At 42.2% G+C, this 24,271-nt stretch carries 14 protein-coding genes; 9 read left to right on the plus strand and 5 right to left on the minus strand.

What is annotated here, in order from left to right; translation table 11 throughout:
* Positions 1-86: 86 nt before the first annotated feature.
* The 5 genes from KUV50_RS19510 to KUV50_RS18405 form a co-directional block, all read right to left on the minus strand.
* On the minus strand, positions 87-218 hold the full coding sequence (locus KUV50_RS19510; protein ID WP_261395406.1) for a hypothetical protein: 132 nt from the start codon (positions 216-218) through the stop codon (positions 87-89).
* A 303-nt stretch (positions 219-521) separates the two neighbouring features.
* A complete protein-coding gene (locus KUV50_RS18390; protein WP_222581677.1) occupies positions 522-1,964 on the minus strand; it encodes a Gfo/Idh/MocA family protein in 1,443 nt (480 codons plus the stop codon).
* Positions 1,965-3,657: 1,693 nt separating this feature from the next.
* Positions 3,658-4,110 (minus strand): thioredoxin-dependent thiol peroxidase, encoded by a 453-nt coding sequence (gene bcp / locus KUV50_RS18395; protein ID WP_222581678.1) that lies wholly within the window; start codon positions 4,108-4,110, stop codon positions 3,658-3,660.
* An 85-nt stretch (positions 4,111-4,195) separates the two neighbouring features.
* The gene (locus KUV50_RS18400) at positions 4,196-4,495 is read right to left on the minus strand and encodes a DUF3817 domain-containing protein (RefSeq protein ID WP_222581679.1); all 300 of its coding nucleotides are present in this window, start codon (positions 4,493-4,495) and stop codon (positions 4,196-4,198) included.
* A 560-nt stretch (positions 4,496-5,055) separates the two neighbouring features.
* The gene (locus tag KUV50_RS18405; RefSeq protein ID WP_222581680.1) at positions 5,056-5,934 is read right to left on the minus strand and encodes a hypothetical protein; all 879 of its coding nucleotides are present in this window, start codon (positions 5,932-5,934) and stop codon (positions 5,056-5,058) included.
* 884 nt (positions 5,935-6,818) lie between these two features.
* On the opposite strand from KUV50_RS18405, the gene KUV50_RS18410 reads away from it, so the two are divergent.
* The 9 genes from KUV50_RS18410 to KUV50_RS18450 all read left to right on the plus strand — a co-directional run bounded on the left by KUV50_RS18410 (position 6,819) and on the right by KUV50_RS18450 (position 24,252).
* Positions 6,819-7,172, plus strand: a complete 354-nt coding sequence (locus KUV50_RS18410) for a single-stranded DNA-binding protein (protein ID WP_222581681.1) — start codon at positions 6,819-6,821, stop codon at positions 7,170-7,172.
* 320 nt (positions 7,173-7,492) lie between these two features.
* Complete coding sequence (gene ade, locus KUV50_RS18415) at positions 7,493-9,127, plus strand: adenine deaminase (RefSeq protein ID WP_222581682.1); 1,635 nt, start codon at positions 7,493-7,495, stop codon at positions 9,125-9,127.
* Positions 9,128-9,235: 108 nt separating this feature from the next.
* Positions 9,236-9,820 carry an RNA polymerase sigma factor gene (locus KUV50_RS18420; RefSeq protein ID WP_222581683.1) on the plus strand — a complete coding sequence of 195 codons (585 nt, stop codon included), beginning with the start codon at positions 9,236-9,238 and terminating at the stop codon, positions 9,818-9,820.
* Positions 9,821-10,399: 579 nt separating this feature from the next.
* Positions 10,400-11,401, plus strand: coding sequence for a FecR family protein (locus KUV50_RS18425; RefSeq protein WP_222581684.1), 1,002 nt, complete (start codon positions 10,400-10,402; stop codon positions 11,399-11,401).
* A 168-nt stretch (positions 11,402-11,569) separates the two neighbouring features.
* On the plus strand, positions 11,570-14,998 hold the full coding sequence (locus tag KUV50_RS18430; RefSeq protein ID WP_222581685.1) for a SusC/RagA family TonB-linked outer membrane protein: 3,429 nt from the start codon (positions 11,570-11,572) through the stop codon (positions 14,996-14,998).
* A gap of 45 nt (positions 14,999-15,043) precedes the next feature.
* Entirely contained in the window at positions 15,044-16,645 is a 1,602-nt protein-coding gene (locus tag KUV50_RS18435; RefSeq protein WP_222581686.1) for a RagB/SusD family nutrient uptake outer membrane protein, read from the plus strand.
* A 594-nt stretch (positions 16,646-17,239) separates the two neighbouring features.
* Positions 17,240-19,132, plus strand: a complete 1,893-nt coding sequence (locus tag KUV50_RS18440; protein ID WP_222581687.1) for a DUF1080 domain-containing protein — start codon at positions 17,240-17,242, stop codon at positions 19,130-19,132.
* Between the two features lie 10 nt (positions 19,133-19,142).
* Positions 19,143-21,218, plus strand: coding sequence for a plastocyanin/azurin family copper-binding protein (locus KUV50_RS18445; protein ID WP_222581688.1), 2,076 nt, complete (start codon positions 19,143-19,145; stop codon positions 21,216-21,218).
* A gap of 442 nt (positions 21,219-21,660) precedes the next feature.
* Positions 21,661-24,252 carry a glycosyl hydrolase family 95 catalytic domain-containing protein gene (locus tag KUV50_RS18450; RefSeq protein WP_222581689.1) on the plus strand — a complete coding sequence of 864 codons (2,592 nt, stop codon included), beginning with the start codon at positions 21,661-21,663 and terminating at the stop codon, positions 24,250-24,252.
* The last annotated feature ends 19 nt before the right edge of the window (positions 24,253-24,271 follow it).

The raw sequence follows: 24,271 nt of genomic DNA on the forward strand, positions 1-24,271 counted from the left end.
GCAAGTTCATCCTTGTCTGCAATCTGATTGACCAATTCATCGAGTAATTTTTGAGTTTGATCTTTCATAGTATAAAGTTTTTAGACTCACAAAATCAGATCAATTCCGCTCAACACAAAATTTTTTGGAAAGTCTTCTTGAACTCCACAAATACACAAACTACTTGACAGTCCCTGCCACACTTTTAAATCTTTGAATGCGAAGTCTTTCTTCTTCATCGCCTTTTTTATTTTGAGCTTTGAGCTTCTATGCTTTGAGCTATTCTTGCCTTGTACCGTGATACTTTGAGCATCTCTGCCTTTATCATTTGGTATACGTGATACTTTCAGCTTTCAGCTTCGAGCTTCGAGCTTTCTCTTTTCCGCTTCTTCTGCTTTGAGCATCTACGCTTATTAAGCCAGGTACACGTATTACTTTTAGCTTTGAGCTTTCAGCTTCTATGCTTTGAGCTTTTCTTGCTTTGAGCTTAATACCACCGACAACTTTCTTAAAAGAACCATTTATTGAATGTCTTTACTATGCTACATCAGTGTGTCGATATCCCATTTGGCATTCGCCACCGGTTCTTTGATCATTTCATCGGCTGCTGGTAATCCTTTGGCTTTCATGTTTTCAGCATCCCAATGGATTCGCTGTCCATTCAAACGCAGAGAAAGAACTCCCAAAAGGGTAAGCTCGGTCAATTGACTGCCATAATCCAGATTCGCGCTGGACTGTCCGCCATTTTTGATGGCGTCAATCCAGTCCCGGTGGTGGCCGTTGGAACGTGGAATGCGTTCTGGAGGTGCTTCATAAGCTTCACGCAAAGACTCCGGAAAAATCTGAGGTTGCCGATCGCCACCGTCCGTGATGATAACTCCTTTATCTCCCACATACATGGCGCTGCGTGATCCGAATTTATAGTCTGGGGGCAAGTGTGGGTTCCAGGCCGGTTTTAAGCCCCCGGAATACCAATGCAGCTGCATGGCCGCCTGACCATTCTTTTCCGGAAAATGATAAGTGCCGGCTTCACCGTAAGGTGCTATTTCACTGTTGCTTTGTCCGGCAGGGTGAATTTGAATTTTGGAAGGGGACGTTAGGTCAAAAGCCCAGAAAGGGAGGTCCATGTCGTGACACCCGAAATCACCCAGAGCACCACATCCGTAAATCCAAAAATCACGCCAGGTGACCGGAGAAAATAAATCGTTATACGGTCGGAAGGGAGAGGGGCCCAGCCATTCTTCCCAATCAAAATCATAGGGCAGGGGACTGGAGTCTTCCGGTAGTCCTGTAATGCCAGCTGTCCAGCGGCTTGCAGGAACCCAGGCGTGGATCTCACGCATGGTGCCGATGGCACCATCCTGGAGGTATTCCACCGTGGATCGCATGCCGTCGCGACTGTGCCCGGAATTTCCCATTTGGGTCGCCAGCCCGGTTTCCTGAACGACCTTGCGCACCATTCTTGTTTCCCAAATGTTGTGGGCCATAGGCTTTTCACAATATACATGCAACCCGGCTTTTAAGGCTGCAATGGTAATGTAAGCGTGCGTGTGATCGGGTGTAGCACATACGATGGCATCGATGTCTTTGTCCTGTTCCATCATTTCATGAAACCGGTGGTACTGACGTACTTTCTTCCCGGATCCTTTTTCCTGATTGTGTTTTTCGATCATTTCACTCACGGGTTCTCTACCCGCTATGGATTTGTAATAGAACCGATGCAAGTCCCAATACCGACCGGGATCCGTTACCGAAGTGATTTGGACATCATCCAACTGCAGAAGATGGCGGACATTACTTTGGCCTTGACCGCCCGCCCCGACTAATCCGATGTTGACTTTGTCGCTGGGTGCGGTATAGTTTTTACCTCCAAGCACATTCCTGGGCAAAATCATAAAGCCGGCTGCAGTCGCTGTCATCGTTTTCGTGAAATTTCGACGGGATGAATGGGGTGTAGATGGGATTGGGTTTTTTGGTTCTTTCATAGTAAAGGTTATTTGAGGATCGAAATATAGTAAAAAAGATTGACTAGGATGACTAGGATGGACTAGGATGGACTAGGATTAATAGGATGGGCTGGGATGGACTAGGATTAATAGGATGGACTAGGATTAATAGGATTACTTGGATGACTAGTATTTATAGGATGACAAGGATTAATAGGATGGGCCGGACTAGGTCGAATTGGGATGAATGGTGCTTTCAATTGCGATTCGTAAGCGCGCAGCGATTTGGGAGCGCAATTTTTAACCCTATGAAATTAGTTCTTGGAGCACTAGGATGGACTAGGATTAATAGGATTACTGGGATGACTAGGATGACTAGGATTTATAGGATGACAAGGATTAATAGGATGGGCTGGACTAGGTCGATTTGGGATGAATGGTGCTTTCAATTGCGATTCGTAAGCGCGCAGCGATTTGGAAGCGCAATTTTTAACCCTATGAAATTAGTTCTTGGAGCACTAGGATGAACTAGGTTGATTAGGATTACTAGGATGGACTAGGATTAATAGGATGGACTGGGATTAATAGGATGGACTGGGATGGACTAGGATTAATAGGATTACTGGGATGACTAGGATGGACTAGTATTTATAGGATGACAAGGATTAATAGGATGGGCCGGACTAGGTCGATTTGGGATGAATGGTGCTTTCAATTGCGATTCGTAAGCGCGCAGCGATTTGGAAGCGCAATTTTTAACCCTATGAAATTAGTTCTTGGAGCACTAGGATGAACTAGGTTGATTAGGATTACTAGGATGGACTAGGATTAATAGGATGGACTGGGATGACTAGGATGGACTGGGATGGACTAGGATTAATAGGATTACTGGGATGACTAGGATGACTAGGATTTATAGGATGACAAGGATTAATAGGATGGGCTGGACTAGGTCGATTTGGGATGAATGGTGCTTTCAATTGCGATTCGTAAGCGCGCAGCGATTTGGAAGCGCAATTTTTAACCTTATGAAATTAGTTCTTGGAGCACTAGGATGAACTAGGTTGATTAGGATTACTAGGATGGACTAGGATTAATAGGATGGGCTGGGATTAATAGGATGGACTGGGATGGACTAGGATTAATAGGATTACTGGGATGACTAGGATGGACTAGGATTAATAGGATGACAAGGATTAATAGGATGGGCCGGACTAGGTCGAATTGGGATGAATGGTGCTTTCAATTGCGATTCGTAAGCGCGCAGCGATTTGGAAGCGCAATTTTTAACCCTATGAAATTAGTTCTTGGAGCACTAGGATGAACTAGGTTGATTAGGATTACTAGGATAACTTGTGCGAACGGATTAAATCCGTCCAGTCTTTTACTGGAATTATTCCTCCCTCATAAAAGAGATCTGTTTCAGCTCAGCCGAGTCGGATCCAGAGTCCATCCCGGGATCGGCAAGCCCGTGGGAAGGGTGCGTTAAAGCGGGATTACCGAGCCCGAATAAATTCCCTGCCGCCCTGGTTTGAATGATGGAGTAAGAAAGTGGAGTCCGGTTTCGGTCTTTATCCTGACTGGGAAAGAGCAAAAACGTCAAATTCAAAGAGCATCTATATCACTGGGATTACTAATCTACGTTCTAAAATCTACGTACTATGATCTAAACTCCATCCACAATCAACCATCGATAATCGACCATCCACCATCAACAATTAACCATTAATACTCACCCCAGTATCTGTGCCGTGTGGTCTTTGGTCTTCACTTTTTCGATGACTTTTTCGATTTTTCGGTCTTCATCGATGAGAAAGGTCGTTCGGTGAATCCCATCATAGGTTTTGCCCATGAATTTTTTTTCACCCCAAACGCCATAGTCCTTGATGACTTTTTTGTCGGTGTCGGCGATGAGTGGAAATGGGAGGTCATACTTTTCTTCAAACTTTTTGTGCGACTTTTCGGAGTCCGCACTCACACCAATGACGGCGTAGTTGTTGTCCTGAAGCGCTTTGTAATTATCCCGGAGATTGCAGGCCTGCTTGGTGCAGCCCGGCGTGTTGTCTTTGGGGTAAAAGTACAAGGCGATCTTTTGCCCGTCAAAATCATGGATGGAGATGGAATTTCCATTTTGATCTGTTCCTTCGAATTCGGGAGCCTGATCCCCTGGTTTTAAATGAGTCATAGTGTGTCGTTTTTACTACAATAGTTAATGATCTTAACGAGGTTTTGTTTAACCACAGATTCAAATACAATCAAATTGGTTTGCATCAGCCCTTCCCGTAGGCGTCCTTCGCCTTCAAGTATTTGGCGTCCAGGTAAAAGGTACCAAACGGGACCAGTGAAGCAAGAAAGACCAAAACGCTAAAGCCGAGTTTCCATTTGTACTGGATGGCACATACGAGCCCCATTCCACAATACAAAAGAAACAACATCCCGTGCGCCATACCCACGTAGTAGTTGGGTTCCGCAATATCGTAACCGTACTTCAGGGGCATCGTCAAACCAAACAACAAATAGCTGATGCCTTCCAGAATGGCGACGTAGCGGAAGTATTTTAATAATGTCATTCTATTATAATCTTGTGAGCGAATTATTTTATGTAAACCAACACGTCATTTCTCAGGAAGTTTTGAAGACGATGACAAATTATTCGATGATTTTCCAATGTGCTGTGCATATTTCATCCCGGACCATTATTACTGTGTCACTATTCCCAGAGGTCCATTGGAATGCTCGACCAATATTGGTCTTTAAAATTGAACCAAAGTAGGTTTGCTTTTATTCGTTCCAGGTGGAGTCTATCTTAATACAGTAAGTTATTCTATTCAAGGAATAACAGGAAATAAGCAGTGGCTATTTTCTTATTCGCAAAAGATTCCTTGTTATAAGATACAGCAATAGGGCAGCCTTCTCTTCCATCGAAGGGTAAATGTCATCACCGGCCATGCCTTTTGAAATCTGAGTGACGGAACTTTGAAAGTTTTCATTTTATTTTTGATTTGTTCGGAATTTCTGAACCGTTGGTCCTTTATCTAATTACCTGATTCCACTATGCTGGCATGTAACGGTTCTGTGATATGGAGCGGACCCAGCGATAGCAAGTTTGATTTCATATCACTTGTTATCCTCACTTTTCATTTTCTTGGTTTTCGATAAAATGCACCCCCCACCATAACCCTTCTACCGTATCTTTAAGAGATATCCCAAATGCTCCAAGGTATTTATCAATGTTTAGAATATCTTCTTCTTTACTTCCGTAGCTATCCAAAACTTCAGCAATAGTTCTTGTTTTTGTTGTAAATAGTTCGTCATCTTCAATTTGGAATGACAGTTCATTGTTCAAGCTTTCCGAATAAGCACTAAATGACAATAATTCTAAAGTATAGGATCGAACTTTTGGAAATATTTGACGCAAAAAGTCATTAAGTTGGATTTGGTGATATTTATACTTTAAGATTAGTTCTGAAAAGAATTGATAGTAAATAGACTTATTCTTTATGTTTTCGTAGTGCCCTTCAGCCATTAAATTTAAGAACCATACTAATCTGTCTGTAACTGTAGAAAAAGTATCTTTAGTCGCATTAATTCCATGCCGAAGTGCCCCATATTCTTCTAAATAAAAGTCAAGAAATGATTTAATTTGTCCATGTTTAGTATTCAAGTCATACTCTCTATCTTTTAATTCGTATAAAAAATGAAAGTATTCGTGATGATAGATTGTAGAACGAATTTGAGAATCAAATTTTTCAGTGAATAAAACTGGATTTATTATTATTACTCCCTTGTCTCGAATAGTCTTGCCTAATACTAAATGATTTTCATTTGGTCTTGAAGATTTGTATGTTTGGTCCTCGGTTAACTCCACAACAGCTTGTTTAAAATCATCTGGAATCAGATATTTGGGTTCTCCATTCTCTTTATCATAGTAGTCTCCAATGACAATTGAAACTTCATCAATTATTTGTTTTTTGATTTCGGAATTTCCTATTTGTACTTCTATTTCCATATTTAATTGAGGATAGCTTGTTTATATGCCTGTATTTTACACTGATAGCCCACCTATTAGGTGTGTAATGCGCTATAAATGCATCCATTACTTTTGTATCTCTATATCATCAAATGGACTCCTTATGGTTCAAAGACTCTTATCACCCAAATGAGTATACAGCAGGGTACTCCATGGATTTTCACTTCCAAATCCCTGGAGCCAGGTACAGAATCTTAATACCACCTCATTTGCCGGTCCCCGTCATCCTTGGTGTGTTTGACCATAATGCTCCTGCATTATCTTGTATTGGTTGTACCATGCCTGCTGAATAAAACGCTTTCTTTCCCTGCTGGTGCAGAGCGTGTATTCGGGTGAAAGAACATTGGGGCCAAGCTCGATAACATACCCTATAGGATACCATGAATAAAATACCAAGATAGAAAATTATCTTAACAATTTATTTTTAGATTGAAGTATATATATATATTATAGAAATATTTTATTCCGAAAAAAAACTTGATGCTTGGGGCGTAGTGTGACTGCAATTGTTTTCTACGGCATGGTGGAAGGCACCTTCGAGTGCGCCTGACACTTAGAATGGTTGGTTTTTTTCAGATGTAAGCCACTACCCATCGCACATCCTCTGGCTGCAAGTGTCTTTCACGGTCATGGTGGAAGGCATCTTCAAGCGTGCCTTACACCTGATGCAGGGTAGTATATATTTTCTTTAGCGACAATCACAAAGTCTTTCTAGCCTGGGATACTAAGAAATCAAATTTAGCACTATCCATTTACAAACGTTTACAAACGGATACAAACGTTAGTACTCGTTTAATCTTCGGTAATCGCATGGTGATGCACTTACCTTGTGCCTATTATTTCACGTATAAAATAGGTACATCATGAAAAATGTAAGAAATCAGGTTCAGATTATCGGAAGATTGGGTCGAGACGTCGAATTAAAAACCACCCAGGGAGACAAAAAGCTCGCCAATATGAATGTGGCGGTCAATCGGTATTATACCAATGCGATCGGACAGAAAGTGGAAAACACCGACTGGTTCCGGGTGGTCGCCTGGGGAAAAATGGCGGAAAATATGGCGAATATCCTGCACAAAGGAGATGAAGTGATGATCCAGGGGCGCCTGGCGACACGAAGCTATGAAGACAAGAATAAAATCCTGCAGTATGTGACCGAGATAGTGGCTGAGCAGTTTTTATTTATCACCTCACCAAAACAGGTGGTTGCTTCATAACTTGTATTGCGCAAAACATGTTAGCTGGCCTTTAGACCTCAAAATTTACTCTGTCCGAATGCCGTGGTTCAATACGGTAGTTCTTTCTACAGGCGTAGAGCTGCAACGATGGGTGCGTTTCCTGGTATATCTGAGTTTAAGAGTAACGCACCCACTTCGGCCCCACAATAGGGAAGTGTTTTATATTGGTTGGGTTTGAGCTATGGCGTGGCAGCTAATGATATGGGACAACTTGGTATCCTGTGGCTGTTTTATAAGCATCGGATCGTGTAGAATGAGTTCTAATTCATATCTTGGATGAAATAAAAATTTTATCCGTTATGAGTGAAAATGAAATTCAAGGACACGTGGTGGATTTATTCAACCGCCGGGTATTTCGGGGGGAGATCCAAATTCGAGCCGGAAAGATTGACCGGATCGTGAAATTGAATTCGGAGGTCCCAGATCGATACATCCTTCCCGGATTTATTGATGCCCATATTCACATTGAGAGTTCAATGATGGTCCCGTCCGAGTTTGCGCGGTTGGCTGTGCGGCATGGCACGGTAGCTACAGTGTCGGATCCGCATGAAATCGCGAATGTGCTCGGTGTCGAAGGGGTGGATTATATGATTGAAAATGGTCAACAGGTGCCTTTTAAGTTTTATTTTGGTGCTCCCTCCTGTGTGCCGGCCACCCCGTTTGAAACGGCGGGTGCTGAAATTGATGTGGATGGCATCCGGCGTTTGATGGCTCGTCCGGAGATTAAGTATTTGGCAGAAATGATGAACTGGCCCGGGGTGCTGGCCAGAAATGCCGATGTCGTGGAGAAAATTCAGGCTGCACAGCATGCCGGCAAACCGGTCGATGGGCATGCGCCGGGATTGACAGGGGACGATGCCCTTCGTTATGCGCAGGCTGGCATCACGACAGATCATGAATGCTTTACCCTGCGTGAAGCGCAGGATAAATTGGATGCGGGAATGAAAATCATCATCCGCGAGGGGAGTGCCGCCCGGAATTTTGAAGCGCTTATTCCGTTAATGAAAAATCATGCCGACCAATTAATGTTTTGTTCCGATGATAAGCACCCCGATGAGTTGGTGGAGGGGCACATCAATACATTGGTGACACGAGCAATTCAAAAAGGATATGATCTATTTGATGTGTTGCGGGTAGCGTGTGTGCACCCTGTAGCGCATTATAACCTGGATGTGGGTTTGTTGCGTCCCGGAGATCCGGCTGATTTTATTATCGTGGATGATCTTAGACAATTTCATATCCAATCTACTTACTTGAACGGTCAACAGGTTTTTGATGGAGAACGGGTGTTGTTTCCTCGTCCAATTAACCGCGTAATCAATCAATTTCAATGTGATCCTATATCTGAATCTTCCATTTGCATCTCGGATCCGGGAGAGGAGGTTCGGGTTATACAAGCTTTTGATGGACAGTTGACCACCGGATCAGAATGGATACCAATAAAAAGAAATAAATCCGGGGCTATAGAATCTGACCTGGATGAAGATGTGTTGAAGATCGTCGTGGTGAATCGGTATGCTAATGCGAAACCATCCATCGGATTTATTCAGGGCTTTGGGTTAAAAGCTGGTGCCATTGCTTCTACAGTGGCGCATGATTCACACAACATCATTGCAGTGGGGGTGGATGATTCCGCCATTGCCCAAGCCATTAACCGATTGATACAGGAAAAGGGCGGGATTTGTGCTGTTCATAAGGAGAACGAACGATGCATGCCCCTCCCCGTAGCGGGATTGATGTCTATTGAAAATGGAGCAAGCATTGCAGTGCAGTACCAACAAATTGACGAAATGACAAAATCCATGGGCAGTACGCTTCAAGCCTCTTTTATGACATTGTCTTTTATGGCATTATTAGTGATTCCTGCACTGAAATTAAGTGATCAGGGGCTCTTTGATGGACAGCGTTTCGAATTTGTCAGTCTGGTTAAGTGATGGCAATTCCAATCGTTGTATGGAAATTAACTGTATCTAAAAATAAATTTTCAAATTGTTAATAATATAGCTACCTTGGAGGGCATAGGAAATTAATAATCTGAAAGAGTGACCCAGCTTCGAATGGAAAATGATGCACGACTACTGGCTCGTCTGAATAAAGGGGAGCAGGCCGCTTTCAATGAAATCTACGAACAATATTGGGAGCAATTGTATCGGAAAGCGTATCAGCGCTTGCAAGAGGAGTCTTCGGCCAAAGATGTCGTACAAAATGTATTTGTTAGTCTATGGCAACGAAGAAAGGAAGTGGCCATCGATAATTTGCGATCCTACCTCTATGGAGCAGTCCGGTTTCAGGTCTACAACCAGATTAATCTATCCAATAAGCACAGTCACTTCTTTGATCCATTTGAAGCGATGATGGTTTCCCCCATTCAGACGGATCAGGAATTGATCCGGGATGATTTGGCAAAATTGCTTTTAGCCTGGATTGATACCTTGCCCAGAAAGCGCAGACAGATTTTCGTGTTGCATTATAAACAACAATTGTCCGTAGTTGAAATAGCCAATGAATTAGGTGTTACCCGTAAAACGGTCTACAATCAACTCAACAACTGTGTAAAGGAATTGCAATGGAAACTGGCCAAGTATTATACGCTGCTGCTGTTGATACATTTTGCATTTATAAATTGAAGAGCATGCTCAGGTGTGGGACGCCTGCCTCTCGCTGGCTACCCTCAAAGCGTCACACACCAGCAACATTGGTGCGTGGTCCCAACTTTTGGTGAGGATCCCGAACCTGAAGAATAAGTTCCAAACATAAGGTGTGGGACGGCTGCTACCTCACCGGCTACTCTCAAATCGTCACACACCAGCAACACTGGTGCATGGTCCTTATTTTAAGTGGGGACCTCGAATCTGAAGAACTAGTTTCTAGCATAAAGTGTGGGACGCCTGCCCCTCACGGGCTACCCTCAAAGCGTCACACACCAGCAACACTGGTGCGTGTTCCTTATTTTAAGTGGGGACCTCGAATCTGAAGAACTAGTTCCAAACATACAATGTGAGACGCCTGACCGCACGGGCTACCCTCAAAGCGTCACACCCCAGCAACCACATTGGTGCGTGGCCCCTACTTTTGGTGGGGCCCCGAACCTGAAGAACAAGTTCTAAGCGTAAGAGTTATTAGCGCTTTGAAAAGAAAATTTAAAAAAGTCGAAAAACTTTTGGGACTAATCCATTTTTCCGGTACACCTCTATAGAAACGGAAGAATGACGAATATTTCTAACAAAGAGGAATTGCGCAAATTAATTGCGAAATATGTGCAAGGAAAAGCAACCACAGAAGAGGTGGCTTTCCTAAAGAGTTATTACGATCACTTCGACGACAAGAACGATGGATTATCGGTTCGAACGGAACATCAGAAAAATAGATTGAAATCTCAATTATTTAATGAGATACAATCCAGGATCCATTCGACCCGTCCCCAAACCGGTATGATCTTTCGCTTTTCAAGAATAGCTGCCGCCGTTCTGGTCCTAATCGCAGCGGCAGTTGGGTATTGGTACTTTAGCCAAACTGAAGCGGTCTTGGAGACGATTACTGTGGAGAATCAAGACAACCTGCTGGTCGTGGATTCGGCCATTGCACAAGAGAAGCATATTTACCTGCCGGACGGCAGTTATGTGGTGTTGGAACCCGGTAGCCGGCTGGAGTATAGCAGGGAGTTTTCAAAGTCAGAGCGGGTAGTCGAACTAGACGGTCAAGCTTATTTCGATATTCAGCATGACAGTCTCCGTCCTTTTTTAGTGCATACAAATGAAGTTACCACACGTGTATTGGGAACAGCGTTTAGCATTTCGTCAATTGATAAAAACAAAGAATTTACTATTTCCGTGACCCGGGGGAAGGTTGAGGTCTCAGATGAAACCCATCAATTGGGAATACTGCACAAGGATGACCAACTGATTCTTGACCTAGTGAGTGGGGAAGTGACCAAGAATAAGATGGATGAAGAGCAGACAACCACTGTTGAACCGGCGGTATTTATCATGGACGATATGTCTGTTGCGGAAGCCATTGAAATCGTGAGCAAGCGGTGGGACTGTACATTTGATATTAAGGATCCGGCATTAAAAAATTGTCGGTTTACGACCTCTTTTGTTCCGACCGATGGTCTGGGTGAAGTGGTGGCGGTGATAGCATTGGTCATTGGAGCCGAATACCAAATTGAGAATAAAGTTGTTTCCCTGAGTGGAGATGGCTGTGATTGATAAGAAAGCAGACACCCGGAGTGGAGTCCGGATGTCTGCCGAATAAAATTTAAATAGTAAAGGATTAGAGAACCATTTAAACAGTACAAAGTTATGGAAAAATTATTTCCCCGAGTTCACTATTTGAGGTATATGTCAATACCCCTCGTATTAACAAGAGGTTTTTGGATGAAAATCAGCATTACATTTTTATTGTTTTCAATTTTGGGCCTGCAGTTGGTAATGGCCAATGACGGGTATGGTCAGGGATTGGAGGATGAAATGGTTACTCTCGAATTTAAAGGAGAGATTCTCTCACAGGTACTTAAGGAAATTGAAAAACAGACGGAGTATCGGTTTGCGTACAATACCAATCAGGTTCAAGGCTACTTGGTTAACTTGGAACGAGGAAAACGTAACTTAGTTCAGACGTTGGACTTGATCCTGTCCGGGAAACCACTGCAATACAAAGTTGTGAAGGATAAGTTTATAGTGGTGAGTCCGGTTTCACGCAAAAAGGAGGTATCAATCGTCCCACGTCTTTTGACCTATCAGTTGCCCAGTCAAGTGTTAACCATCCCTCCTATTAATGTAGAAGGGCAGGTAACTGATCAAAATGGCGAGCCACTCATCGGTGTCAATGTCCAGGTCAAGGGTACAAATAAAGGTACGGCAACCGATTTCGAGGGAAAATTCTCTTTGCAAAATATTAATGAAAATGCCGTTTTGGTAGTTTCATATATCGGTTATGAAAACCAAGAAATAGCTTTAGCGGGTAAAACAACTGTGTTTATTACTATGATCGCCGATTCCCAGTTGCTGGATGAGGTGGTGATTGTAGGATATGGGACTATGAAAAAAGAAAACATGACCGGATCAGTATCCACAGTAACCGCAAAGAAAATTGAAAACAGACCCATTACGAATGCTGCTACTGCACTACAAGGTGTATCACCGGGGTTGGTTGTCACACGTCAGTCGGGTCAGCCGGGGAATGAAGATATTAAAGTCCAAGTACGTGGTGTAACATCTATCAATGGGGATGTTGATCCATTATTGATTTTAGACGGAATTTCAGTTCCAGTAAATACACTTCATAGCATCAATCCAAATGACATAGCCAACATCAGTGTACTGAAGGATGCTGCTGCGGCAGCTGTGTACGGTGCACAAGCATCAGGAGGTGTAATATTAGTTACGACAAAAAAAGGAGAAAAGGGTAAGACCGTTTTTAACTATTCGAATCTGTTTGGCTCCAGTAAATTTATACATCTGCCGGAACGTTCATCATTACTGGAAGAAATGGAGTATTCAAATATTTCCTTTAAAAATGCCGGACTTGGACGGGCGTATAGTGATGCTGATTTTGAAAGGGTGAATCAGGGCATAACTTCCATCATTCATCCTTCGGATTCCAATCGGTATATCTCATTTGACCCCATGGACCCGGCCAAGCAAACCGTCCGAAGTCGGACTAATATGCAAACTCATAATTTTTCTGTTAGAGGAGGGAGTGAAGATTTTAATTTCCATGGTTCACTTGGATACTATAATCAGCAGGGAGCCTTTAAAGTTGGTCCGGACCAATACGAAAGGTATAATGCCCGAATCAATCTCCAAACAAAACTTACAAAGCACCTTTCATTTAATTCAAATGTTTCTTATAGTGTCACCGAAAGAGAGTCGCCTTCGAGAAGTGTTTCTTCCTTATTGGGTTTATCCTATAGGTATCGAAGCAGGTACCCCATTTTCACTCCTGAAGGCAGATTGAGTGCAGAAGGAGGAACTAGTGCCGCTAACAAACCCTATGCCTATTTAAAAGAGGGTGGATATAATAATGAAAACAGCAACACCTTAAATGGCGTATTTACAGTCAGTGCAGTAGATCTAATCGACGGACTTCGTCTAAGAGCGATATACGGCGGACAATACAACCGCAGAACAAATGAAATTTTTGAAAGAACGGTAACGTTATGGGGGCGCTTTACACCCATCCTCAAGCTTAATGTACCCAATGAGCTTACTCAAAATCAATTATCGAGAACGAATAATAATTTGCAGTTTCTGGCAGATTATAATTTCAAAATTACGAATGATCATCAGTTTGTTTTTCTGGGTGGATATCAATTTGAAGAAAGTATATACAATCTAACCAAAGCTAGCGCTGCTAATTTAATCAATAACGATCTGCCTATTCTTCAATTAGGCGATGATGCAACGAAACAGAATTCTCAGTCGATCAGCGAATATGCTTATCAGTCCGGTTTTGCGAGAATGAACTATTCCTATCAGAGTAAATATGTTCTGGAGGCTACGGTCAGGGTGGATGAAAGTTCACGATTGGCTCCTGGATTACGAACAAAGGTCTTCCCTTCCGTTTCAGGATCTTGGAATATGCATAATGAGAACTGGTTGGCTGAATCTTCCATATTTTCCAGACTGAAATTGCGTGCTTCTTGGGGTCAATTGGGTAGTGCATTGGGAAGTGGCATTGGAAATTATGACTTTGTAAACCGTCTAGAAAGAGGTAATGCACTGGTCCTGGGTTCGCCTGAAATCCGACAAACCTATTACTTTCAAAATGAAGTACCCTCAAATAGCCTCACTTGGGAAACGGTCGAAACGATGAATAGCGGGGTGGATCTTGGATTTTTCTCTAATAAACTTCAATTCTCTGCTGATTACTATGTGAAATACAATAGAAATATGTTGACTCCGGTCAAGCTTCCGGCAACGTATGGGGTCGGGTCTTCATTAATCAATAATGGAGAATTGAAATCGTGGGGATGGGAAATTGAAATGAATTACAGAAATTCTTTACGAAACGATCTCAACTATTCCTTTGGGTTCAATGTGGCAGACAATCAGAATAAATTACTCAGCTATGAGGGGCAGCGCACTGTTGAAGATTGGGTAGTCCCTATTTTGGAAGGATATCCATACAGAAGTCTGTGGGGGTTCAAGGGGGCCGGTTTGTTCCAAACAGAGGAGGAAGTGGAAAACTGGGCATTTCAAGATGCGCGGAATGGTCCGGGTGACCAAAAGTACATGGATTTGAATGGGGATGGAGTCATCAATATAGGTGGTGGGACACCGGATGATCCAGGGGATTTGGTTTATCTTGGAACGGATCAAACCCGCTTTAATTTTGGTGTAACTGGTGGCCTGGAATGGAAGGGTTTTGATTTTTCGTTTTTCCTTCAAGGAGTCGGCGAACGGGTTTTCTTTATACATCTTGACTTGGCAAATGGTCAGAAACAGGCTTGGGAACAACCTCTTAAAGTTCACTTGGATTATTGGAGTGAAGATAACCGGGACGCATTCTTTCCCCGTCCATATGTGGGTAGCGGACATAATTTTAAAAACTCAGATAAATGGTTATTAGATGGAGCGTATGTTCGATTGAAAAATGTTCAACTTGGGTATGCCTTGCCCGACCAGGTTACCTCCCGATTGGGAATGTCCAACATACGAGTGTTTTTCAGCGGACAGGATCTATTTACTTTATCCGGTATGGGGATATGGAAAAATTCCATTAACCCAGAGTTTCCCTATCGTGTAAACTGGAGTTATCCAATGACTTCGACAGTATCAATGGGTCTGAACATTACATTTTAATCACATTTGAAAAAGAATATGATGTCGCTTCAAAAAATAAAAACTATGAAATATCTAATATACCCTATGCTCATTTTGTTTTTCGCATCCTGTGACGTAGACCGTCCACTGAAGGATGCGATCAGTGACCAGTCTTACTGGAAATCCGAAGAAGACTTGATTGCCGCAGCTAATTATTTATATACTTTCTTACCGGAATTACCGGTGAGTGATGACAATTGGGCAGATGATGGGTTTGGTCTGGTGGCGAATGAAATTAGCTCTGGTACCAGAATAGCTCCTTCAGTAGATGATGAATATAAAAACCACTACAAACTTATCCGAGCTGCAAACAATTTTATTGAAAAATCAAGCATTGCTCTAACAACTGGAGTCGAGCAAAATACAATTAATAAATACGTTGGGGAAGCTTTATTCTTCAGAGCCTGGGCCTATACGGAACTGGTGATGAGATATGGTGATGTTCCTTTGGTGCTTTCTGTACTTACGGATGTTTCGGATGAACTGTATGCACCAAAATCATCAAGAGCGCAGGTAATGGAAGCTATCTATCAAGACCTGGATAAAGCAGCGGGGTTTTTGCCAACGCCTTCAAAACGAGGTTCCAAAGGATATGGACGTGTGACAAATACGGCAGCGTTGAGCTTGAAGGCGAGAAGTGCGTTATTCGAAGGAACTCGTTCCAAGTTTCACAATTATGGCAATCCGGAGAAGCATTTGCAGATTGCTATAGAAGCCTCAGAGAAAGTGATAAACAGTGGACAACATGAACTTTTCTCATCGTATTTCGACTTGTTTCAGTATGCTGGTGAAGGTCGTCAGAACAAAGAAAATATTTTTGTAGCCCAACATGGTATCAGTGTCGGTAATGATATCCGAAGTTATAATGCCGGTTTTATCATTAATGGCGCCAACAATATCACGAAAACTCTGGTAGATGCTTATTTAATGAAAGATGGATTGCCTATCGATCAGTCCCCGTTGTATACAGAACCTGTAGATCATAGTGCGTATTTTGAAAACAGAGATCCTCGTATGGCTCATACCATTTTCAAAAAGGGAGACCCCTACAATCAGGATGCTACATTTACCATCCCATCATTAACCTATCACGTAACAGGTTTTGTATCACGAAAATACCTAGATCCTAAAGAACTGGGTACCAATAACCGGACTTTTATTGACCGCGTATTGATCCGATATGCAGAGGTATTGTTAATCTATGCCGAAGCCACTTATGAATTAAATGGAAGTATTTCTGATGCGGATTTGAATCAGAGCATAAACCTACTCAGAGAAAGAGTAGGCATGCCTAAGCTCACCAATGAATTTGTAGATAAAAATGGGTTGGATATGAGAGAAGAAATCAGAAGAGAACGACGAATAGAACTAGCCGTTGAAGGGTTCCGGTATTGGGACATTATTCGCTGGAAAACCGCGGAGCAGGTTTTACCGGTAGCTGTATTGGGTTCTTATTACTTTGAAGATGGTTTTGGAACCGGTGAGCCCAACCTCACAGATGACAATTACATTTTGGTGCAAAAAGGATCAACCCGAACATTTGATCCTCAAAAGGACTATTTGTGGCCATTTCCTGTAGAGGAATTAGCGCTCAATACCAATTTGGTGCAAAATCCAGGTTGGTAATATTGAAAAGATAATTCCATGTAAAAAAAGGACCTAATAATGATTCCAGGACTCATTGAGTATATAGAACACTGAATATTTTTTAACACAAGAATTATATATTTTTTGGAGTATGAAATATTCTTTCTACGATAAGAAATTTTTAAATACCTTTATTTATGAGGTCATCATTTCATCGAATATATAGTTTAGGAATTGAATTTGTGGCACTGGGTTTTCCCTTCATAATCTCAGCTTACGCGCAGGACCTGGAAGATATGTATAAGGATCCCTTAAGGTGTTGGGACACAACAGATTTGAATTTCAAACCTCAGGTGGTGATAGCGGATGACAAATTAAATTTTATCGGAGAAATTATATCGGAGAAGTCTAAAGTGCTTTGGATGGCACGATGGTGGATTGATCAGTTTTGAAAACGATAGGAAGGGACTATGAGAATCAGGGCAAAGATCCATGCCTCTTCTTCCAACAACAGTGAATGTATGATGAATTTTCAGGCGAAAATAACGCAATTGCAATATAATTAAAAGTGATATTCCACAGTAACTGCGGCGGGAATTATAGCCAGTATGGGTGTTGAAATCAAAATGTAATATGCTTAGAAAAGTACGGATAGTAATATTGATAATTTTTATTTCTAGTCAAATTAGCCTTTTTTCTCAATTTAATTCTTATCCATTTTCAGAAGTCTCTCTGGAAACCCTGGAAGATTTTGCCAATGTGACGGAAAGTTGGATCAAGGTGAAAGACGTGTATTTTGACCTGAATGGTGAGGGGGAGATGGTCATTGAAGAGGGTACTGGTGTGTTATTGAATACCAGAGGAGAGAAATGGGTGAGTAATTTATTGACAAATTTTGAGCACGAAGACATCGAGATCGAATTGGATTTTATGATGGCGAAAGGATCCAATGCTGGGATATTTTTACAGGGGCGGTATGAAATTCAAATGTATGATTCCTGGCTTGAAACCACCCCTCAGCACTCAGATAATGGTGGAATTTACCAGCGTTGGAATGAAAATGCTGCAAAGGGTAAAAAAGGTTTTCACGGAAACCCGCCTATCATCAATGCAAGTAAGGCTCCAGGGTTGTGGCAAAATTTAAGGATTTTATTTCAAGCTCCCCGGTTTGATGAGGCGGGGAATAAAATTAAAAATGGAGTATTTCGAGAAGTATATCTCAATGAGGTGCTTGTGCAAAACAATATTGAGGTAACTGGACCTACCAGAGATGCTAAATTTAAGGAGGAAAGTAGTTTTGGGCCGATAATGTTCCAGGGAGATCATGGAATATTTGCACTTAAAAATATCAAATATAAACTATATCAATCAGAGAATATTACTTTGACAGATATGGTCCTCAGTTCCTACGATAGTATTGCCTCCATCCGTGATTTTGATACCAGACCCGAATTATATCAACGAAATATTGATCTATTGGATCATAGTGTTCCTTCAAAGGTTGATGATTTTGGAGGTGTGATAAAAGGGAAAATCCATGTCCCGAAGTCTGGTGATTATTATTTTAATTTAATGTTAGCGTGGATTCCGGATGACGGACCTGATGGCCCCAACGGAGGTGGACAACTTGTGATTGGTGATACGTGTGTTATTTCAATGGATGGGTCCAGACGAAATGGTTATGGGACCATTAATTTGGAGCCTGGTTCTTATGATTTGAATTTGAAATATTATAAAAGTTTCAGATATGGTTATGCCTATAAAAATGATCTACTTCTTGGTGTGGAAGGTCCTCAAATCTCATTTTCCCATTTAAACGCGCCAGTAAACTTTAACGTTGATCATTCTTATAATAAGATTATACGAAAAAGTAAAGGGGAAATAGTAACGCAACGTGGTTTTTACAATGATGAAGGTGATGTGAAAACACATGCTGTCGCAGTAGGTTTTCCAGGGGGTGTGAGTTACTCCTATGACTTGGATGAAGGTAAACTTTTGTCTGTTTGGCACGGTGGTTTTATCAACGCCACGGGAATGTGGAATCATAGAGGATCTACCCAATTGATGATTCCGAATGGGAGCGTTATTGGGTTGGATTTAGTAGGTACTTTTAGGAAGAAGTCTGACATTGCTTCAAATCAAACGATGGATGAAGTAAATGTTCCAGATTATTTGGGGTATAAAGTAGGGACTGATGATCTTCCGATATATAAGTATGCTATGGATGAGGGTATTTTGTTTGATCGAATTCGGTATTTAGAAAAGGGAAGAGGATTGCGAAGGGAGATTGTTTTTGAAAACTATCCGGACAACCAACATTTCGATTTTATGATCACTTCTCAAAAAAGTTTTAAAAAACTACCTAATGGCCTATATATGGTCGGCGACAAAGATTATTACATCCAATTTGATAATGGTATTGTTCCAAAATTAATGGAAAAGAATAACGGTACTGTAGAGGTGATTTTGCCAACGAACTCTTCTGATGAGGGAGAAAAAGTGGTCGGGTATTCGATAATTTGGTAAAATGAATAGAATGAAGATTATTAGTTCCTCTACTATGAGTAAATTTATTTATTTGATCGCACTTATGTGGTCGTATTCTCCCCATTCTTTCACACAGTCGTTTGGATCCGTTGCACAAAGCGAGGAGGATTATTTTGAAATAATTGATATCCCAATTCCGGAGGATGTACTACTGGAAGTTGGCGGAATGACCAATCTTCCGAATGGAAATATTGCCATTTGCACCAGAAGGGGCGAAGTGTGGGTGGTGTCTAATACTGAAAATTATAAACCAACATTTAAACGTTATGCCCATGGATTGCATGAGCCATTGGGTATTGCCTATAAAGGTGGGGCGCTATATGTAGCTCAAAGAGGTGAACTGACTCGATTGGTTGATAGAAATGTAGATGGTATCGCTGATCTTTATGAAAAAGTTACCTCCTGGCCGCTCTCCGGTAATTATCATGAATATTCCTATGGTCCTGCATTGCTTCCAAATGGGAATTTCATGGTTACCTTGAACCTGGGATGGGTTGATCGATTAGGTCGTATGGAAAGTTTAGTGCCATGGAGAGGGTGGGTAGTCGAAGTTACTCCTTACGGAAAGATTATACCTTACGCAACCGGATTGCGATCTCCCGCCGGATATTGGGTAAATGATCAAGGCGAGTTCTTTTATTCTGAAAACCAGGGTGATTGGGTAGGATCTGGTCGTATATCGCATGTACAAAAAGGAGATTTCCTGGGGAATCCGAAAGGGTTGAAATGGGCGAATGTATCCGGTTTATCTTTGGATTTGAAACCAGAAGAAGTTCCGGACACAGAGGAATCGATGGTGAAGGTTGCCCAAGAGGTGCCCGAACTCAGGTTGCCCGCCGTATGGCTGCCACATGGTATTATGGGATCTTCTACTGCAGGATTTTTATTTGATGATACTGAAGGGAATTTTGGGCCTTTTGCTGGCCACATATTTATCGGAGATCAGGGGCAGAGTAAGATTATGCGAATGGATATGGAGTTAGTAAATGGTGAATATCAGGGTGTCATATTCCCTTTTATGGAGGGGTTCTCATCCGGTGTATTTAGAATGATATGGGGGAGCGATGCTTCTATGTTGGTCGGGATGACGAGTAGAGGATGGTCTTCCACAGGAGGGGAGTCGTATGGACTGCAAAAGGTAATTTGGAAAGGAAGCGTACCTTTTGAAATGAAAACTGTCAAAGCTAACCCCGACGGCTTTCTTATTGAATTTACGCAACCCGTTGACAGAGGCCTGGCAGCTGATCTCAGCTCATATGAAATCACAAATTTTAATTACAAATATCGGGCGCGTTACGGTAGCCCTGTAATAGAGAAAGGATCCTGTCCTATCCGATCTGTCAATATCTCTGATGATGGACTAAAGGTTAATGTTGTGGTAGATAGTCTGAAATTGGGTTATATCCATGAGATAAAAATTCATGATGTGGTATCCTATGCTGGAAAATCGCTCTTGCATAATGTTGGATATTACACATTAAATAATATCCCTGAAGATAAGAAGGAAAAGGCTGATCATAAAAAGGGAAGCGCCGACATGCGCCATTTAAAGCGATCTAATGTTAAAATGGCATCCACGGTGAAAAAAGAAACAACAAAGGAAGTCAAATCTCAAGCCCAATTTAAATCAAATGCACTAAAAGATATTAGTAATAAAAGAGTAACTAATGTACCGGAGCATTGGAATGGACATATTGATCAAACCATGGTAATCGGTACAAAACCAGGGCTAAAATACGATATCGAAAGAATGACCTTTAAGGCAGGAAGCAGGGTAAGACTGGTTTTTCAAAACAATGATGATATGCTTCACAACTTGGTCATTGTGTTGCCTGGTTCTGCCATTGAGGTTGGAGAAATGGCGTTAAAACTAGGACTAGATGGCCAGGGTATGAACTATATTCCCGATTCCGATAAAGTTTTGTTCTATACTCATTTGTTGGAGCCAAATAAGTCAGAGACCATTTATTTTAGAGTGCCTGAGAAGCCTGGTGAATATGAATATGTGTGCACGGTTCCTGGGCATTACTATGCGATGCGTGGAATCATAAAAATCATAGAATAAAAGACTATTGATTGGTCGACTAGGGTTGATCTTAGTGTTTTAAAATTAAGAATTGCAACATCTATTATATATGGTCATCATTAATTATGGAACACTGTTAAGAAAGACGATAATTAAGGTCTGATTGAATCAATCGTTCAGCGATGTGCAAAGTTACTAGCGCATTAGTATTTCTTATAGGATATTGAAGAAAAACATCAAGTAGAATGGAGGTCGTGTTGTGATATTTTTAGCTTTTCAGAGCTATTAAATTAGTTGGAGTGTGTTTTATTTCAAATCAAGTTGATATTGCTCATTTCGTAAATCTGAAAGAATCCCTCAAAGAGCAACCTGAGTGAGGAGGTAAATTTATTCAGTGAGCTATGCATTGACCCTTTCCTTGCTTTACTATAAACGAAAAAGATATTGTACTTTTACTGGCATCGTTCGAAACCGGGCCTCTATGAAAGCATTCAATTTTCTCATTCTCTTTTTTTTCTTTGGAAATTCCCTAGTAAGTCAAGAAAACCTGCTCCGCTTGCACTACGACGAGCCCGCCGAGACCTGGACCGAGGCACTCCCCATAGGCAATGGTTATATGGGCGCTATGATCTTCGGAGATCCGGACGAGGAACGTATCCAGCTAAATGAAACAACCCTTTATTCCGGTGATCCGCATACCAACTACACGGGCATCAATGTGCGCAAGAAATACCCCGAAGTGATGGTGCTTCTGAGTGATGGAAAATATGCAGAAGCACAATCTATGATCCAAAATAATTGGCTGGGGCGAGCTCAAGAGTGTTATCAGCCCATGAGTGACCTGTGGATCGATATGGACCCTCATGGACCGATTACCGACTATGAACGATCACTGGACATTTCCCGGGCAGTTGCAACTGTGAGGTACAAAGTGGGTGAAACTGAATACAGCAGGGAAGTCTTCGCCAGCTATCCTGATCGTGTGATTGTGATCCGGATGGAAGCTAGTGGCCCAGGAACTTTGGATGGAAAAGTTTCACTTTCCACACCCCATACCCCGACGATGAAAGTGTCCAGTCAGGAGGACGATCTTGTGCTCGATGGCCAGGCTCCTGGTTTCGTATTACGCAGACCCCTGGAAACCGTTGAAAAGCTGGTGGATCAACGAAAATATCCAGAGATTTACAATATGGATGGAACTCGTAAAACTTTTGCTAAACAGGTGCTGTATGGCAAAGAAACAACTGGACTTGGGATGTATTTTCAGACTCGCATCAGGTATGAGAACAGTGGTGGTGACGTAAAAATAGAAAACGGGAAAATCATAGTAGATGGAGTTAATGCATTGACTCTCTTTGTGACCGCAGCCACGAGCTATACCAATTTCCAGGAAAGTCCGGCGTTGCATCCGGACTTGCCCGAAAAAAGGACATTAGAGCAGTTGGGTCAATGCAGCTTGTACAGCTATGATGAACTTTTCACTCGGCACGTGGCGGACTATAAGCAACTCTTTGACCGGGTGCAAATTTCGCTAGATCAACCCACAGATCAATCGCAGTTAACGACCGATCAGCGGATATTGAAATATGCAGAAGGTGGTGATGAAGACCTGGTCACCTTGTTTTTTCAGTACGGACGATATCTTATGATCGCCGGTTCCAGAGAAGGCGGACAACCGCTCAACCTGCAAGGAATATGGAATGAAAAGGTTATCCCTCCCTGGGCCAGCGCATACACCATGAATATTAATCTGGAGATGAACTATTGGCCAGCAGAGGTAACCAATCTTTCGGAATGTGTCGAACCACTGTTCAAAGCGGTGAAAGAGTTGTCTGTGAATGGCAAGGAAGCCGCCTGGCGGATCTTCGGCAATCAAGGATGGATGGGCAATCACAATATGAGCATTTGGCGACAGGCCGACCCCGTGGATAGTTGTCCCTGTTCCTTCTGGCCCATGGTAGCCGGGTGGTTAACGAGCCATTTTTGGGAGCATTATCTATATACGACAGATAAATATTTCCTGAAGGAGGAAGTGTTCCCATTGTTAAAAGGAGCTGTTCTTTTCTACAAGGATTGGTTGGTGCCCAATGACCTCGGTTACCTGGTTACCCCGGTGGGACATTCCCCCGAACAAGGTTTTAAATATGGTAATGGTAACACATCCACCCATAGTCCCGGACCTACCATGGATATGGCCATTATCCGGGAAAGTTTTACCCGGTATCTGGAAGCCCTGGATATACTGGATATCGACGATCACTATGCCAGTGAAGTTCGTCAAAAATTAAAGAAATTACTCCCATATCAAATCGGGGCATTCGGTCAGTTGCAGGAATGGCAGTTTGACTTTGAAGACCAGGATATCCATCATCGACATATTTCGCACTTATATCCATTTCATCCCGGGAATCAGATCACACCAGTATCCGAACCGGAATTGACAAAATCTGTACTTCGCGTCTTGGAACGGCGAGGGGATCAGGCCACCGGTTGGTCGATGGGGTGGAAGGTGAATATGTGGGCGAGACTTTACAATGGAAATAAATCCCTTGAAATCCTGTCCAAGCTCATCCATCTGGTTAAGGAAAATGACAACCGCTTTAACGGGTCTGGCAGCTATCCCAATATGTTTGATGCTCACCCTCCGTTTCAGATCGATGGAAACTTTGGGGCGACAGCGGGTATTGCAGAAATGTTGCTCCAATCCCATGATGGATATGTTCATTTGTTACCTGCATTGCCGGATGCATGGACGGAAGGAAGTGTGTCCGGATTGCGTGCCCGGGGAGGTTTTGAAGTAGGCGTGTCATGGGAAAATGGCACACTGGAATCTGCTTCTATTCAGTGTGATAGAGGAGGTACCCTACCCATTAAAAGCCCCGTACCGTTGAATATCACCGGGGGAAATTTTTTGGTTCAATCCACAGAAAATTCCTATCTTCAACCCATGCATGCCGGAAATCATTTGAATCATAGTACTGTCGATTTGCCGGAATTCCATCCAAAAGAAATGTACACCTATTACATTAATACGAAAGTGGGGGATATCCTCTATTTAGCATCAAGAAAGTGATAAACCTGAATTACAATCC

Origin of the sequence: Membranihabitans marinus (genome assembly GCF_019802045.1) — a bacterium.
Lineage (GTDB): Bacteria > Bacteroidota > Bacteroidia > Chitinophagales > Saprospiraceae > Membranihabitans > Membranihabitans marinus_A.